At 31.2% G+C, this 17,258-nt stretch carries 13 protein-coding genes and 1 tRNA gene; 11 read left to right on the top strand and 3 right to left on the bottom strand.

The features are described from left to right. Positions 1-93 precede the first annotated feature (93 nt). The 3 genes from Lupro_RS04300 (at position 94) to Lupro_RS04310 (ending at position 7,018) form a co-directional block, all read left to right on the top strand. A complete protein-coding gene (locus Lupro_RS04300; RefSeq protein WP_068211436.1) occupies positions 94-876 on the top strand; it encodes a sulfite exporter TauE/SafE family protein in 783 nt (260 codons plus the stop codon). Between the two features lie 174 nt (positions 877-1,050). Beyond that, the gene (gltB, locus tag Lupro_RS04305; RefSeq protein WP_068206606.1) at positions 1,051-5,559 is read left to right on the top strand and encodes a glutamate synthase large subunit; all 4,509 of its coding nucleotides are present in this window, start codon (positions 1,051-1,053) and stop codon (positions 5,557-5,559) included. Positions 5,560-5,563: 4 nt separating this feature from the next. Further along, the gene (locus tag Lupro_RS04310) at positions 5,564-7,018 is read left to right on the top strand and encodes a glutamate synthase subunit beta (RefSeq protein ID WP_068206608.1); all 1,455 of its coding nucleotides are present in this window, start codon (positions 5,564-5,566) and stop codon (positions 7,016-7,018) included. A gap of 45 nt (positions 7,019-7,063) precedes the next feature. Here the strand turns inward: Lupro_RS04310 and aroC are convergent, their stop codons facing one another. Next, positions 7,064-8,113: a chorismate synthase gene (aroC, locus tag Lupro_RS04315; protein WP_068206609.1), complete on the bottom strand. Its 1,050-nt coding sequence runs from the start codon at positions 8,111-8,113 to the stop codon at positions 7,064-7,066. Positions 8,114-8,206: 93 nt separating this feature from the next. On the opposite strand from aroC, the gene Lupro_RS04320 reads away from it, so the two are divergent. Then, positions 8,207-8,482, top strand: a complete 276-nt coding sequence (locus tag Lupro_RS04320; RefSeq protein ID WP_068206611.1) for an acylphosphatase — start codon at positions 8,207-8,209, stop codon at positions 8,480-8,482. Here Lupro_RS04320 and Lupro_RS04325 read toward each other — a convergent pair. Beyond that, complete coding sequence (locus Lupro_RS04325; RefSeq protein WP_068206612.1) at positions 8,479-9,231, bottom strand: sulfite exporter TauE/SafE family protein; 753 nt, start codon at positions 9,229-9,231, stop codon at positions 8,479-8,481. The two genes, Lupro_RS04320 and Lupro_RS04325, sit on opposite strands and share 4 nt — an antisense overlap. 110 nt (positions 9,232-9,341) lie before the next feature. Between Lupro_RS04325 and Lupro_RS04330 the strand changes: the two genes are divergently transcribed. The 7 genes from Lupro_RS04330 to Lupro_RS04360 all read left to right on the top strand — a co-directional run bounded on the left by Lupro_RS04330 (position 9,342) and on the right by Lupro_RS04360 (position 16,073). Further along, a tRNA-Ser gene (locus tag Lupro_RS04330) sits at positions 9,342-9,426 on the top strand. A gap of 89 nt (positions 9,427-9,515) precedes the next feature. Beyond that, complete coding sequence (gene rluF / locus Lupro_RS04335; RefSeq protein WP_068206614.1) at positions 9,516-10,319, top strand: 23S rRNA pseudouridine(2604) synthase RluF; 804 nt, start codon at positions 9,516-9,518, stop codon at positions 10,317-10,319. Positions 10,320-10,372: 53 nt separating this feature from the next. After that, positions 10,373-11,503: a tRNA guanosine(34) transglycosylase Tgt gene (gene tgt, locus Lupro_RS04340; protein ID WP_068206616.1), complete on the top strand. Its 1,131-nt coding sequence runs from the start codon at positions 10,373-10,375 to the stop codon at positions 11,501-11,503. Between the two features lie 3 nt (positions 11,504-11,506). Continuing rightward, positions 11,507-12,595: an LptF/LptG family permease gene (locus tag Lupro_RS04345; protein WP_082703854.1), complete on the top strand. Its 1,089-nt coding sequence runs from the start codon at positions 11,507-11,509 to the stop codon at positions 12,593-12,595. Further along, on the top strand, positions 12,582-13,460 hold the full coding sequence (locus tag Lupro_RS04350) for a DMT family transporter (protein ID WP_068206617.1): 879 nt from the start codon (positions 12,582-12,584) through the stop codon (positions 13,458-13,460). The genes Lupro_RS04345 and Lupro_RS04350 overlap by 14 nt, the downstream gene beginning before the upstream one ends. A gap of 57 nt (positions 13,461-13,517) precedes the next feature. After that, a complete protein-coding gene (locus Lupro_RS04355; protein WP_068206620.1) occupies positions 13,518-14,471 on the top strand; it encodes an acetyl-CoA carboxylase carboxyltransferase subunit alpha in 954 nt (317 codons plus the stop codon). A 51-nt stretch (positions 14,472-14,522) separates the two neighbouring features. Further along, positions 14,523-16,073, top strand: coding sequence for a bifunctional ADP-dependent NAD(P)H-hydrate dehydratase/NAD(P)H-hydrate epimerase (locus Lupro_RS04360; RefSeq protein ID WP_068206622.1), 1,551 nt, complete (start codon positions 14,523-14,525; stop codon positions 16,071-16,073). Between the two features lie 160 nt (positions 16,074-16,233). Here the strand turns inward: Lupro_RS04360 and Lupro_RS04365 are convergent, their stop codons facing one another. Continuing rightward, positions 16,234-17,256, bottom strand: a complete 1,023-nt coding sequence (locus Lupro_RS04365; RefSeq protein ID WP_068206623.1) for a TlpA family protein disulfide reductase — start codon at positions 17,254-17,256, stop codon at positions 16,234-16,236. Positions 17,257-17,258 lie beyond the last annotated feature (2 nt).

A 17,258-nucleotide genomic window follows, 5' to 3' on the forward strand; every position in this document is an offset into this window, starting at 1 on the left:
GGAGTAAAATATTTCACTCTATAAATCAACTATACTTTATAAACCGAAAGAAAAATAATGTATTTTCGTGTTCTCATTAATTTTATGATTCATATGAATATTTCTTTTCTTTTGGAAACTCTTCTTTTAAACTGGGAAATAATTCTATTATTTTTTTTTATAGCTATTCTTTACTCTTCTGTGGGGTTTGGTGGTGGATCTAGTTATTTGGCTGTACTTGCTTTAACTTCATTAACTTTTATTCATATTAGAGCAATTGCCTTATTGTGCAACATTGTTGTTGTTTCTGGCGGAAGTTACATTTACATTAAAAACAATCTTTTTAATTGGAAAAAAATAATTCCATTAGTTTTAATGAGTGTACCTATGGCTTTTCTTGGTGGCTATTTAAAAATTAGTCAAAAATTTTTCTTCATCCTTTTAGGAGTAACACTTTTTATTGCAGCTGTTTTAATGTGGTCTTCAAAATTTATCACTAAAAAATCTAAAGAAAGTAATTTCCAAAATTCTACAGCAAAAGATGTTTCTTATGGTGGAGTAATTGGATTTATTTCAGGAATGGTTGGTATTGGGGGTGGTATTTTTTTATCTCCTCTTTTACATTTAACCAAATGGGATACCCCCAAAAGAATTGCGGCAACTTCAAGTTTTTTTATATTGGTAAATTCTATTGCTGGCTTAAGTGGTCAATATTTAAATCCAAACTTTTCAATTGAACCAACCATTACACTAATTTTAATGTTTACTGTTTTAATTGGAGGCCAAATAGGTTCTAGATTAAGTGTGAAATTTATTTCACCTATAAAACTTAAAAAAGGCACTTCTATACTAATTGCTTTTGTAGCTCTACGGATTTTATGGAAACATTTGATGTGAAATTAATTTAATTCTGATTATTAAAACCCTAAAAAAACAATACATTTATTGCTGTTTTAATTATTTTCAACATTCTTATTGTTTTATTGAATATACGATAACGTATTCGTAGATTTATTAATATATAAACCTGTGTTTTCTTATTTTTGTAACTATTCTACAAATAACTTTACAATGATAAAACAAGGACTTTACTTACCTGAATTTGAACATGAAAACTGTGGTGCGGGTTTTATATGTAACTTAAAAGGAGAAAAAACAAATCAAATTATACATGATGCTTTAGAAATATTAGTGAAACTAGAACATCGTGGCGGTGTAAGTTCTGATGGAAAAACTGGAGATGGCGCCGGGCTTTTAATTGATATTCCTCATGAATATTTTAATAGAGTTTGTGATTTTAAATTACCTGCAAGAAGAGAATATGCTGTTGGCATGACTTTTTTACCTAAAAATAAAAATCAATATAACTATTGTATAGCTGTTTTTGAAAAAGAAATATTAAATCAAGGTCTTGAAATTTTAGGATGGAGAGATGTACCGGTAGATTCTTCTCAGCTTGGTGAAATTGCACTCGCTTCAGAACCCACAATAAATCAACTATTTGTTGGTAAAGGCACTATTAAAGATGAGCATATTTTTAAAGCAAAATTATATGCAGCTCGAAAAATTACAGAGCATACTATTGCCAATTCAAAAATGTCTGAAAGTTCATACTTTTATGTTTCAAGTTTTTCTCATACTACACTAATTTATAAGGGCATTATTATGCCTGAAGATATTGGCCCTTATTTTATTGATTTACAACAGCCCGATTTAGTAACTAGATTGGCATTAGTACATCAGCGTTTTTCAACAAACACAATGCCTTCATGGGAATTGGCACAACCATTTAGAATCATGTGTCAAAATGGAGAGATAAACACCTTGAGAGGAAACGTTGGTAGAATGCGTGTGCGTGAAGAAATTATGCGCAGTGAAATATTTGGTAATCAAATTGAAAAATTATTTCCTATTATTTTACCTGGAAAATCTGATTCAGCCTCCATGGATATGGTGGTTGAATTACTTTCATTATCTGGTAGATCTTTACCTGAAGTAATGATGATGATGGTTCCTGAAGCCTGGGAAAAGCACTTAACAATGTCTGATGAGAGAAAGGCATTTTACGAGTACAATGCATGTATTATGGAACCTTGGGACGGTCCTGCTTCCATTCCTTTTACTGATGGGGATTATATTGGTGCTTTATTAGACAGAAACGGACTAAGACCTTCAAGATATACGGTTACAAAAAGTGGAAAACTAATTATGTCTTCAGAAATTGGCGTAGTTGATATAGCTCCTGAAGATGTTGAAAGACATGGTAGATTAGAACCCGGAAAAATGTTTCTGGTTGATATGAATGAAGGTAGAATTATTAATGATGAAGAAATAAAATCTAAAATTGTTTCAGAAAGACCTTATAAAAAATGGTTGGATGCTACTCGGAAAAATTTAAGTGATTTACCTAATACCAATAAAGTTTGTCCTATAGAAAACACAGATCTTAAAACACGTTCTCGGTTGTTTAATTATACTACTGAAGATATTCAAGTAGTAATTACACCTATGGCACAAAATGGCAAAGAAGCGTTAGGTTCTATGGGAATTGATACTCCGCTTGCTGTTTTATCAGACAGACCTCAACTAATATCTAACTATTTTAAACAACTATTTGCGCAGGTTACCAATCCGCCTTTAGATGGAATTAGAGAAGAAATTGTGACCGATATTAGTTTAAATTTAGGAAAAGACAGAAATATCTTCAGTATTACGGAAAGACAATGTAGAAAACTTACTATTCAGAATCCAGTAATTTCAAATAATGATTTAGAAAAAATAAGACACATCTCACTAAATGATTTTAAATCTATTACTATTGAAATTCTTTATAAAAAAGATAGAGGATTGAATGGTTTAGAAGATGCTTTAGAAGCTATTATAAGTCAAGTATCCAAAGCTGTAGACAACAAAACAAATATTATTATTTTATCTGACAGAGGTGCTAATAAAGAATTTGCACCTATCCCCGCTTTATTGGCTTGTTCCTACGTAAACCATTCACTAAACAGATTGAGAAAACGTTCTTATTTTGATATTATTATTGAATCTGCAGAACCTAGAGAGCCACATCAATTTGCTACTTTATTTGGTTATGGCGCCAGTGCAGTTAATCCATATATGGTAAATGAACTTATTAGAGTTCAAGTTAAAAAAGGATTTATTACAGGTATTGATGAGCAAAAAGCTGTAGATAATTTTAATAAAGCCATTGGGCAAGGTATTTTAAAAATTATGAATAAAATTGGAATCTCTACTTTACACTCTTACAGAGGTTCTCAAATTTTTGAAATTGTTGGCTTCAATTCTAAATTTGTTGAAAAATACTTTCCATACACCACCTCAAGAATTGAAGGTATTGGATTGTATGAAATTGAAAAAGAAATTTCTAAAAGATACAATTACGCCTACCCAAAAACACTCATTAAAAACAGATTAGGATTAAATATTGGTGGCCATTACAGATGGAGACGTGGAGGGGAAAAACATTTATTTAATCCAACAACAGTAGCAAAATTACAACAAGCAGTACGCTTAAGCGATCAAAAAAGTTATGATGCATACGCAAAAGCAGTAAATGATCAAGCTGAAAATTTAATGACCATTAGAGGTTTATTTGAATTTAATAACCTCGACCCAATTCCTATTGATGAAGTTGAACCTTGGACAGCTATTGTAAAACGATTTAAAACTGGTGCAATGTCTTATGGCTCTATTTCAAGAGAAGCTCACGAAAATTTGGCCATTGCTATGAACCGTATTGGCGGTAAAAGTAATTCAGGTGAAGGTGGTGAAGACAGAAGGCGTTTTCAAAAAGATGTAAATGGTGATAGTCGAAATTCAGCTATTAAACAAGTAGCTTCTGGTCGTTTTGGAGTCACTTCACATTATTTAACCAATGCCAAAGAAATTCAAATTAAAATGGCACAAGGTGCAAAACCTGGCGAAGGAGGTCAATTACCTGGTGAAAAAGTATTACCTTGGATTGCAGAAACTAGAAATTCTACACCTTATGTTGGTTTAATTTCTCCTCCTCCACATCACGATATTTATTCTATTGAAGATTTAGCACAATTAATTTTCGATTTAAAAAATGCGAATAGAGAAGCGCGCATTAATGTAAAACTAGTTTCAGAAGTTGGTGTTGGCACCATTGCTGCTGGTGTTGCAAAAGCAAAAGCGGATGTTGTTCTTATTGCTGGTTATGATGGTGGTACGGGTGCATCTCCATTAACTTCGTTAAAACATGCGGGGTTACCTTGGGAACTTGGTTTGGCTGAAGCGCAACAAACATTGGTGATAAATAATTTAAGAAGTAGAATTGTTGTTGAATGTGACGGACAGCTAAAAACCGGACGTGATGTTGCTATTGCAGCACTTTTAGGTGCTGAAGAATTTGGATTTGCAACAGCGCCTTTAGTAGCTTCAGGTTGTATTATGATGCGAAAATGTCATTTAAACACCTGTCCGGTTGGTATTGCAACCCAAGATAAAGAATTGCGTAAAAATTTCAAAGGAACACCCGAACACGTCATTAATTTCTTCTTTTATATTGCTGAAGAATTAAGAAGTATTATGGCTCAGTTAGGTTTCCGAACCATGGATGAAATGATTGGTCAAACTTCAAAAATAAATCCAAATAAAGCGATTACACATTACAAAGCTAAAGGGTTAGATTTATCATCCATTTTACATGTACCTGAAGGCTATACTAAAATGCAATTAAAAAATACAGAAAAGCAAGATCACTTTTTAAAAGACGTTCTTGATTTTGAAATTCTAAAAGACTCACACAGAGCATTGTTTAGAAAAGAAAAAATGGTTTTAAACTATCCTATTTGTAATATGAATCGTTCAGTAGGCGCCATTATAAGTAATGAAATTTCAAAAGTTTATGGGCATTTGGGATTACCCGAAGATACATTAAGTATTCATTTTACAGGATCGGCTGGTCAAAGTTTTGGAGTATTTGGAGCACACGGTTTAACTTTTACCATTGAAGGAAATACAAACGATTATTTAGGAAAAGGATTATCCGGCGCTAAGATAATTGTTAAGAAACCCGCTAAAGCAGATTTTATTGCTGAAGAAAATATTATTGCGGGTAATGTTTGTTTATTTGGTGCTGTTAAAGGTGAAGCATATATAAATGGTATTGCAGGTGAACGTTTTGCGGTTCGTAACTCAGGAGCAACAGCTGTAGTTGAAGGTGTTGGAGATCACGGATGTGAATATATGACCGGTGGTAAAGTAGTGGTACTTGGTAAAACAGGACGGAATTTTGCGGCTGGTATGAGCGGAGGAATTGCTTATATCTACGATCCTAAAAATAAATTCACAAACGGATTATGTAATACTCAATCCATAGAATTTGAAACTATTGAAGTTGAAGATGCCAAAGATTTAAAAGCATTGATAACAAAACATGTTCTTTACACAAATAGTAACAGAGGTAAAGAATTATTAAAAAATTGGGAAACTAGTTTAAACAACTTTGTGAAAGTGATGCCTATTGAGTTTAAACGTGCTTTAAAACGTTTAGAAACTGAAGAACCAATAACCGAAGAATTAACAGCATAATAGTATGGGAAAAATAACAGGTTTTAAAGAATTCAAAAGAAAAGACGAAACGTATAAAGCAGTTAAAGAACGTGTAAGTAATTACAATGAATTTACTGTACCATTAAGCAAAACTGAAATCACAAAACAAGGCTCTCGCTGTATGGATTGTGGAATTCCATTTTGCCATAGCGCATGTCCACTTGGTAATTTAATTCCCGATTTTAATGATATGGTTCATAGGGATGAATGGAAAAAAGCTTCTTGGATTTTACATACCACAAATAATTTTCCTGAGTTTACAGGAAGATTATGTCCAGCACCTTGTGAAAAAGCTTGTGTATTAGGAATTATTGATAACCCTATCTCTATTGAAAATATTGAAAAAAATATTGTTGAAAGGGCTTTTGCTGAAGGCTGGATAAAACCTCAACTTCCAAGTAATAGAACAGCTAAAACCATAGCAATAGTTGGTTCTGGGCCTGCAGGGTTAGCTGCAGCACAACAATTAAACAGAGCAGGACACACCGTTACTGTTTTTGAACGCGATGATGCTGTTGGAGGCTTATTACGATACGGAATTCCAAATTTTAAACTAGAAAAAGGAATTATTGACAGACGAATTGCAATTCTAGAAGCTGAAGGAATAACTTTTAAAACCAATGTAAATGTTGGTGTAAATTATTCAGTAGAAAAATTAAAAGAATTTGATGCTGTTGTGTTGTGTGGTGGCGCAACCCAACGTAGAAGTTTACCTACTACAGGTGTTGAGGCAAAAGGTGTTGTTCAAGCAATGGATTTCTTAACACAAGCTACAAAAGTTGTTTTAGGCAAAAAAATTGAAAATCAAATTCTTGCAACCAATAAAAATGTAATTGTAATAGGTGGTGGTGATACAGGTTCCGATTGTGTTGGAACTTCAAACCGACAAGGAGCTAAATCTGTTACTAATTTTGAAATTATGCCAAAACCACCAGGTAATAGAAGCCCAAGTACCCCTTGGCCATTTTGGCCATTACAATTAAAAACTTCCTCTTCACACAAAGAAGGTTGCGATAGAAATTGGTTGATAAATACTAAAGAGTTTATTAGCAACGAAAAAGGTGAATTAACAGCTTTAAAAACCATAGAAGTTAAATGGAAAATAATTCCAGGCCAACGACCTGAATTAATAGAAATTGAAGGTTCTGAAAAAACGTGGCCTTGCGATTTAGCATTACTTGCATTGGGATTCACTGGACCAGAAACTACTTTAAGCGAACAATTAGGCATAAAAACCGATGCAAGAAGCAATTATAAAGCTACTAATTATCAAACAAATATTCCTCATATTTTTACAGCTGGCGATATGCGAAGAGGACAAAGTTTAATTGTTTGGGCAATTTCTGAAGGTAGAGAAGCCGCTAAAAAGGTAGATGAATATTTGATGGGCTATAGCAACTTACCTAGCAAAGGTGATGGAGATTTACCACCTATATAACTATTATTATTATTATTATTATTATTATTATTATAAACTTTTCTTTTATTTATTAAGTAACATAAAATCTGTTAGTACCATTGCTGCTAATGCTTCTACAATTGGCACTGCTCTTGGAACCACACAGGGGTCGTGACGACCTTTCCCTTTCATTTGAACTATATTACTTTCTTTATCAATAGTTTGTTGCGACTGCATAATAGTTGCCACAGGTTTAAAAGCAACCCTAAAATAAATATCCATTCCATTACTTATTCCACCTTGAATTCCTCCCGAAAGGTTTGTTTTGGTACTTCCATCAGTATTAAAAATATCATTGTGCTCACTTCCCTTCATTTTAGCTCCACAAAATCCACTTCCATATTCAAAACCTTTTACAGCGTTAATAGAAAGCATTGCTTTTCCTAATTGGGCGTGTAGCTTATCAAAAATAGGTTCACCTAAACCAACAGGAACATTTTGAATAACACAAGTAACTGTACCTCCAATGGTATCTCCTTGTTTTTTAATTTCCTCAATACGAGCAATCATTTTTTTAGCAGTAATTTCATCTGGACAACGAACAATATTACTTTCTATTTTAGAAAAATCAACATCTTGATACGGTTTTTCCATAAAAATATCTCCTACTGAAGAAGTAAATGCATTAATTTTTATATCAGAAATTACTTGCTTTGCTACAGCTCCTCCAACAACCCAATTCGCTGTTTCACGAGCAGAAGTTCTACCACCACCACGGTAGTCTCTATGACCATACTTTTTATCGTACGTATAATCGGCGTGCGAAGGCCTGTATGAATCTTTTATATGTGAATAGTCATTAGAGCGTTGGTGCACATTTTTAATCATAAAACCAATGGACGCCCCAGTAGTTTTCCCTTCAAAAATTCCTGATAGAAATTGCACTGTATCTGGTTCTTTTCGTTGTGTAACAATTTTAGATTGCCCAGGTTTCCTCCTATTCAATTCAGTTTGAATCATATTTAAATCTAACGCTACTCCTGCCGGACAACCATCAATAACTCCTCCAATAGCCTCACCATGTGACTCTCCAAAAGTTGTTAATCTAAATAAATTACCAAAAGAATTACTCATTGTATTTTGTTGTAAATTTTAAAAAACAAAGTTAAAATATTTTGAGGAATAGCATAACATTACTTACTCTATTGTTTATTTTTGTCTATAATTATGGAAAAAGTATTATATAAAATTGTTGTTAAAGGAAAAGTTCAAGGAGTTTGGTTTCGAAAATATACCTTTAACGAAGCTACAAGATTAGGGATAAAGGGTTTTGTTAAAAATGAAATAAATAACACCGTTTATATTGAGGCTGAAGGTACTTTAACTACACTAAACGAGTTTGTAAAATGGTTACATAAAGGATCTCCACTTTCAAAAGTTTCCTTAGTAACTTTTGAAATGGATAAACTAAAATATTATAAAAATTTTGAAATTTACTCTTAAAAAAACCATAGTTTTATTGCCATAATAATAACCATTACAATTAAAAATTTCCGAACCAAACCGTCACCTTTATTAACTGACCACCTGCTTGCAAACCAGCCTCCAACAGCATTACCAATAGCTAATATCAGTCCTATCTCCCAATTTATTTTATCATTATATGCAAATATTGCAACTGATGAAAAAGTATAAATTAACACAACTATTACTTTAACTGCATTACTTTTTACTAATGATAAGTTGTTTACTGACGATAAAATTAATAATATTATAAACCCTACTCCAGCTTGAATAAATCCTCCATAAATACCTACAAAAAAGAAAAGTATAACACTTATCCATAAATATTTTTTAGATGTTCTTTCAAGTGTATTAAAAAGTGTTGTTTTAGGTTTAAAAACCATATAAAACACTATTACAACCATAATAATTGCAAGTATTTTATTAAAAGTTTCTCCTTTTATATCAACAGCTATTTGAGCACCAATTAATGAACCAATTAAAGCCGAAATACCCACATAAATACTAAAAGGGAATGTAATTACACCTTTACTTTTAAAACCTGCTGTAGTAAAAATATTTTGAAATAAAATAGCAATTCTATTCGTTCCATTTGCAATATTTGGCGGTAATCCTAAAAAAATAAGAATTGGTAAAGTTAATAAAGAACCTCCTCCAGCTAGCGTATTAATGACTCCCGCTATTAAACCAATAAAAATTAAACCTATAATTTCTAAAACTGAATCCATACGAAAAATTGAAATTCAAATGTACTTTAAAATTTATTAAAATTATTCATAAAAAAAGAGGAAAAAGTTTGAGCAAAACAAAAAAGGGTTTTATATTTGCCCACGCTATTGGAGAAATGGCAGAGTGGTCGAATGCACTGGTCTTGAAAACCAGCGAGGGTCACACCTCCGGGGGTTCGAATCCCTCTTTCTCCGCTGAAAGCCTTGCATTTTATGCGAGGCTTTTTTATTATATGCAAAAAAATAAGATTATTAAGTAACTTCGTTGCTGTAAATATTAACTTGTGGAACAAAACAATAGAAATTCAATTAACTTAAATAAATACATTAGCAGTACTGGAATATGCTCGCGCAGAGAAGCTGAAAAACTAATTATTGAGGGGCGCGTTACTATTAATGGTAAAGCTACCCAATTAGGCAATCGTGTTTTTGATGGTGATTTAGTAAAAGTTGATGGTAAACCTTTGAAACAACGACCTAAAACTTTATATATTGCTTTTAATAAACCTATTGGAATTGTTTGTACTACTGATACTAAAGAAAAAAACAACATTATAAAATACATCAATCACCCCGAGCGACTTTTTCCTATTGGGAGATTAGATAAACCTTCAGAAGGATTAATTTTTTTAACGAATGATGGTGATATTGTAAACAAAATTCTTAGAGCAGGAAACAATCATCAAAAAGAATATATTGTAACTGTTAATCAGAAAATTACATCTGAATTTATTCAAAAAATGAGTGCCGGAATTCCAATTTTAGGAACAGTTACCAAGAAGTGTACAGTTGAAAAATTATCTGATTATACTTTTAAAATTGTGCTAACACAAGGTTTAAACAGGCAAATTAGAAGAATGTGTGAGTATTTAGAGTATGAAGTTAAAAAACTAAAACGTACTCGAATTATGAATGTTAATTTAGGCAATTTAGAAATTGGACAATGGCGAGAATTAACTTCGGAAGAGATGCAACAAATTAATAAAATGATTTTAAATTCATCCAAAACGGAAGATGCTTCTAAAGATCAAAATAAAATTAAAAGAAAAGCTTCTTTTTCAAAAAGAAAAAACCATAAAAGACGTTAACCTTTCTCATTAATTATTTTTCAAACAAATCCTATTCAGTATCTTTGCCAACTATGCAATTTGAACTAAAAAAAACAGATGCTCAAAGCAAAGCAAGAGCTGGAATTATAACAACCGATCACGGTACCATTGAAACACCTATTTTTATGCCTGTTGGTACAGTTGGTACCGTAAAAGGCATACATCAAACAGAACTAAAAGATGAAATTAATCCTGATGTTATTTTAGGCAACACATATCATCTTTATCTTCGACCAAAAACAAAAATTTTAGAACAAGCCGGTGGCTTGCACAAATTTATGAATTGGGATCGGAATATTTTAACTGATAGCGGTGGATATCAGGTGTATTCTCTTTCTGGAAGAAGAAAAATTAAAGAAGAAGGTGTGAAATTCAAAAGTCATATTGATGGTTCTTACCATACTTTCACACCTGAAAACGTGATGGAAATTCAACGTATAATAGGAGCCGATATAATTATGGCTTTTGATGAGTGTACACCATACCCTTGTGATTATAGTTATGCTAAACGATCTATGCACATGACACACCGTTGGTTAAAGCGCTGTATTACTCATTTAGAGAAAACACCTTTAAAATACGATTATAATCAAGCTTTTTTTCCAATAGTACAAGGTAGCACCTATAAAGATTTAAGAAAAAAATCTGCAGAATTTATTGCCTCAGTTGGTGCTGAAGGTAATGCAATTGGGGGGCTCTCTGTTGGTGAGCCTGCAGAAGAAATGTACGAAATGACTGAAATTGTTACCGCTATTCTTCCAGAAGATAAACCGAGATACTTAATGGGAGTTGGTACACCTATTAATATTTTAGAAAATATTGCGTTGGGTATAGATATGTTTGATTGTGTAATGCCAACACGAAATGCCCGTAATGGAATGTTATTTACAGCACATGGAACCATCAATATAAAAAATAAGAAATGGGAAAATGATTTTTCAGCTATTGACGAAATGGGAATAACTTTTGTTGATACAATGTACTCTAAAGCATATTTACGTCATTTATTTGCTTCAAAAGAATTATTAGGAAAACAAATAGCTTCTATTCATAACTTGGGGTTTTATTTGTGGTTGGTTCGTGAAGCCAGAAAGCATATATTAGCAGGAGATTTTACTGAATGGAAAAATGGTATGGTAAAACAACTAGATAAAAGATTGTAATCATTGAAAATACTTGATAAATACATATTAAAAAAATATTTAAGTTCTGTTATTTTAGTACTTAGTTTATTACTCCCTATTGCAATTGCAATTGATGTATCTGAAAAGGTTGACCGGTTTCTTAGACACTCTGAACTTTCTGTTAGTGAAATTATTAAGGACTATTATTTAAATTTTATTGTAATTTTTGGAAATACCTTTCTGCCCTTAGCATTGTTTATTGCCGTTATTTTTTTTACGTCAAAATTGGCAAGTAATACAGAAATTATTGCTATTCATTCAGCTAAAATATCATTTTCGAGATTTTTAAGGCCTTATTTTATTGGTGCAACTCTTATTACCGTTTTTGCACTATTTATGAACCATTTTGTTGTGCCTCGTAGTAATAAAACTTATGAAGAATTTACCAGAGCCTACTTAACAAAGAAAAAATTGGACGCTAATTTTATTAACAATATAAATTTACAACTAGGCCCTAACGATTATATTTTTTTGAAAAGCTATACAGTTAGAGCAAACATAGGCTATTCTTTTTCATACGAAAAGTTTGAAGGAACAAAATTAAAATATAAATTATTTGCTGATAACATTAGATGGAATAAAAAAGATAGTACCTATAAATTAATTAACTACAGAAAAAGGATTATTTTAGAAGATAGAGATAGCATTGAATTTGGTTCAAAATTAGATACTACATTTACATTTACTCCAAAAGATTTAGTTAATGTAGATTATTTAGCAAAAGAAATGACCTCCTTTAAATTAAAGGAATTTATTGAAATTTCTAAACAACGAGGCGTAAGTAACTTAAATACCTATTTAGTTGAGTATTATAAACGAACTAGTTTACCTGTTTCATCATACATACTTACATTTTTAGCTGTTGCTCTTTCATCTAAAAAACGCAGAGGAGGAATGGGAATTAACTTAGCTATTGGAATTTCTCTAATGTTTATTTATGTGTTTTTTCTTAAAATAGCAGAAGTTTTAGGTGCAGGAGCAGATACGAATTCATTTTTAATGGTTTGGTCCCCTAATATTATTTTTGGAGCATTGACATTATATTTATACTTTAAAAATGCCAAAAACTAAATTAAAAAATTATTTACTTCTCCATTTATTAGTTTTTATATGGGGATTTACTGCAATTTTAGGTGCTTTAATAAGTATTAATGCAATTCCGCTAGTATGGTATCGTATGTTTTTTGCAGTAATATTTGTCCTTTTTTTTATTTTGCTAACAAAAAAATCATTAAAAATATCTCTCAAATCACTTTTAAAATTTCTATTTACCGGTATTATTATCGCATTACATTGGATCGCTTTTTTCTCAGCTATAAAAATAGCAAATGTTTCAATTGCTTTAGTAGCTATGAGCACAGGAGCCTTGTTTGCTTCACTTATTGAGCCTCTTTTTTTTAAAAGACAACTCAACTATCTAGAATTATTTTTTGGTATGCTAGTTATAATTGGCTTATACATTATTTTTAATGTAGAAAAGCAATACACCCTAGGAATAATTTACGCCCTAATCGCTTCATTTTTATCTGCCTTATTTACTGTTTTAAACGGATTATATGTAAAGAAACACGAAGCCGAAGTAATTACGTTTTATCAATTATTTTTTGGCGTTGTATTTATAACCATATATATATTACTTTCAAGTACATTTACAATTGAAGATTTTTATTTGAGTATTTCAGATGTTGTTTATCTTCTAATTCTAAGTAGCATTTGTACTGCCTATGCTTTTGTTGTTTCAGTTAAAATAATGAAATTTTTAACACCCTACACCGTAATGTTGACTGTTAATTTAGAACCTGTTTATGGTATTATATTAGCTGTATTAATATTTGGAGATAAAGAAAAAATGAATCCGCAATTTTACATTGGTGCCTTATTGATTATTGCTACTGTTATTATTAATGGAGCCTTAAAAAATAAAAAAAACACTTAACATACTTTCAAAATTCATAAGTTCATTATATTTGTAATCACATCCAAACCTAAAAATATGGAATATCTAGATTTTGAATTACCAATAAAAGAGTTAGAAGAGCAACTTAATAAATGTGAGTTAATTGGTAAAGAAAGTGATGTTGATATGACTGAAAGTTGTAAAAACATTGAAACTAAATTATTAAAAACAAAAAAAGAAATTTATAAAAATTTAACTGCTTGGCAGAGAGTACAGCTATCTCGTCACCCTAACAGACCATACACTTTAGATCATATCAATTCACTTGCCGGTAATACTTTTATGGAACTACACGGAGATAGAACGGTAAAAGACGACAAAGCAATGGTTGGTGGTTTAGGTAAAATTGGAGATCAATCATTTATGTTTATTGGCCAACAAAAAGGATATAATACCAAAACCCGCCAATATAGAAATTTTGGAATGTCAAACCCAGAAGGTTATAGAAAAGCACTACGTTTAATGAAAATGGCTGAAAAATTTAATATTCCAGTTGTAACATTATTAGATACACCTGGAGCCTATCCTGGTTTAGAAGCAGAAGAACGTGGGCAAGGTGAGGCTATTGCTCGTAACATTTTAGAAATGACAAAACTAAAAACACCTATTATAACCATTGTAATTGGCGAAGGTGCTTCAGGAGGAGCATTGGGTATTGGGGTTGGTGATAAAGTATATATGATGGAGAATACTTGGTATTCTGTTATATCTCCTGAATCTTGCTCATCTATTTTATGGAGAAGTTGGGAACACAAAGAAGAAGCTGCTGAAGCTCTTAAGTTGACAGCTGAGGATATGAAAAAACAAAAATTGATTGATGGTATTATTAAAGAACCATTAGGAGGAGCACATTATAATCGTGAAAAAGCATTTAAAGAAGTTGAAAAAACCATCTTAAAAGCATATAAAGAACTAAAAGATCTAACACCAAAAGAACTGGTAAAAAATAGGATGGAAAAATATGCAAATATGGGTGTTTTTAAAGGATAAAATTTAAACTAAACCTCTCTTTTTGAGAGGTTTTATATTAATTTTACAAATATGTATATTCTATCTTCCAAGCAACTAGCTCAAGTTGATAAGGCAACTATTAAGAATAAAGCAATAACTTCTATTGATTTAATGGAACATGCTGCCACTCTTTGTTTTCAATGGCTTCACACACGTTTACAAGGGCAAAATATTAAAATTCACGTATTCTGTGGTATAGGAAATAATGGCGGTGATGGTTTAGTAATTGCACGACATTTATTCCAACACGGATACAATGTAAATTGCTATATCGTTAATTTTAGCGACAAAAGAACTGATGAATTTTTGACTAATTATGATAGGCTGAAAGAAATTGGCGAATGGCCAACCGTTATAAATAATGAAACTAATTTTCCTAAAATTTCTTTTGAAGATATTGTTATTGATGCAATTTTTGGAAATGGACTATCGAGAAGCCCAGAAGGATTTACAAAAAAATTAATTCAATATATCAATAACACAAAAGTTTTTACACTTGCAATTGATATGCCTTCAGGTTTATTTGGAGATAAATCGGTTACCAAAAAAGATGCTATTTTAAAAGCAGGTCATATACTTTCGTTTCAAACACCAAAACTAGCATTTTTATTATCTGAAAATAAAGAGTTTGTTAATACTTGGGAAATAATTGATATTGGTTTAGATGAAGAATCTATAAATAACTTACAGCCTAAAATTAATTTTACTACAAAAAGTGAAATTATACCATTATACAAACCTAAAGATAAATGGTCTCACAAAGGTACTTTTGGACATTCCCTTATAATTGGTGGTAGCTTTGGCAAAATTGGAGCTATTACCTTAACTTCAAAAGCTACACTTAAAATTGGAAGTGGGCTAGTTACTGCCTATGTACCAAAATGTGGTTATAATATTTTACAAATTGCAATACCAGAGGTAATGGTAGAAGTAGATGATGATAAATTACTAACTTATTTCAATTTTAAAACTAAACCATCTGTTATTGGCATAGGCCCAGGAATGGGAACTGCTGAAAAAACAGCTTTAGGATATGAGAAATTCATTAAAGAAAATAAACTCCCATTAGTGATAGATGCTGATGGTATAAATATATTAGCACAAAATAAAACATTACTTAAATACTTACCAAAAAACACTGTTTTAACACCACACCCTAAAGAATTAGAACGACTTATTGGGACTTGGAAAAATGACTATGAAAAATTAACTATTGCCAAACAGTTTTCTAAAAATTACAATATAATTTTAGTTATAAAAGGTACTTATACCGTTATAATTGATAATGAATTTATGTATTTCAACTCAACAGGAAATCCTGCGCTTGCTACTGCCGGAAGTGGAGATATTTTAACTGGAATAATTACGGGCTTAATTGCTCAGGGATACAAACCTAAATACGCCGCAATATTTGGAGTGTACTTACATGGTAAAACTGCAGATATTGCTATACAAGAAACTAGTTATGAAACATTTACTGCCAGTTCTATATTAGAGTATTTACCTGATGCAATTTTAGATTTATTCAATCAAGAACAGATTAATGAAGTTGGAAACGAAGAGAACGAATCCACAACATAAAATAATAATGAGGCTGTCTAAAAAGTGTCATTCTGAATGTAAATGAAGAATCTCCTTGAAATTAAACACTTATATATCAAGATGTTGAGATTTTTCACTTTGTTCAAAATGACAAGTATAATTGCTTTTCAGACAGCCTCATTCATTTTCTATACATATTCTATATTCCTAATTCTTTTAACAATTCCTTCAACTTAGGATTTGAAGGTCTAACAGCATCAGCATCAACAATATTCCCTTCAGGATCTAACAAAATAAATCTTGGAATGGAATTGATTCCATATTCTACAATAAATTCAGATTCAAAATTATTATCAGCAAATAATTGTATTCCTCCTAGTTCTTCATTTTTTACCATTTCTTTCCAAGTTTTATGGGCATTAGGTTTATCAACCGAAATACTTACAAACTCAATATTTTTCCCTCTAAACTCTTTTTCTAATGCTTTCAAATAAGGTATTTCTGCTTTACACGGTGCACACCAAGTTGCCCAAATATCTAAATAAACATATTTACCCCTTAAATCTTTTAATGAAGTTGTACCTCCATTACTGTTTTCATAATTTTTAAAAACTGGAGATACTTTCCCTTTTGCAAATTTCACCATGTTACTGTGCATTTTTTCATAATTTGAATCTATGTATCCAAAAAACATAGCATCATTTCTAGCATCAGCCTTATCAATTATTGAATCTAAGTTTTTCGCCTTATCTTTAAATCCTTTTAAAATAGATTTTGCTTCAGCAACTTTAGCTTTATATGCTTCTTTATCTAATTTAAAATAGGTTTTAGGGTTTGCCAAATCACTCATATAAAATGAACGTTTATCTTCCATAAAATTATTTGTTACTGCACCTTTTCCTGTATAAACAATACCATCAGAAAATTTATCGCCTTTAAACTCTAAATTTAAATTATATCCATTCTTCAAAAATAACGTAATTCTATCATTCCCATTTACCATGGCAAAAACACCATTAGTTATTTTTAATGTATCTGAAAATGCACCGTTTTTATCAACCTCAATATCTTTAGAATATCCTCTTCCTTGAATTGTAATTTTTTCAACATCTCCAGATTTAAGTTTCCCTTTTATTGCTACATAATCTCCAACCTTATTATTATTTTTACAAGATATAACTAGTAATGGTAGTGCTACTATAAGCCAAATTATTTTTTTCATTT

Origin of the sequence: Lutibacter profundi, assembly GCF_001543325.1 — a bacterium.
GTDB classification, from domain to species: domain Bacteria; phylum Bacteroidota; class Bacteroidia; order Flavobacteriales; family Flavobacteriaceae; genus Lutibacter; species Lutibacter profundi.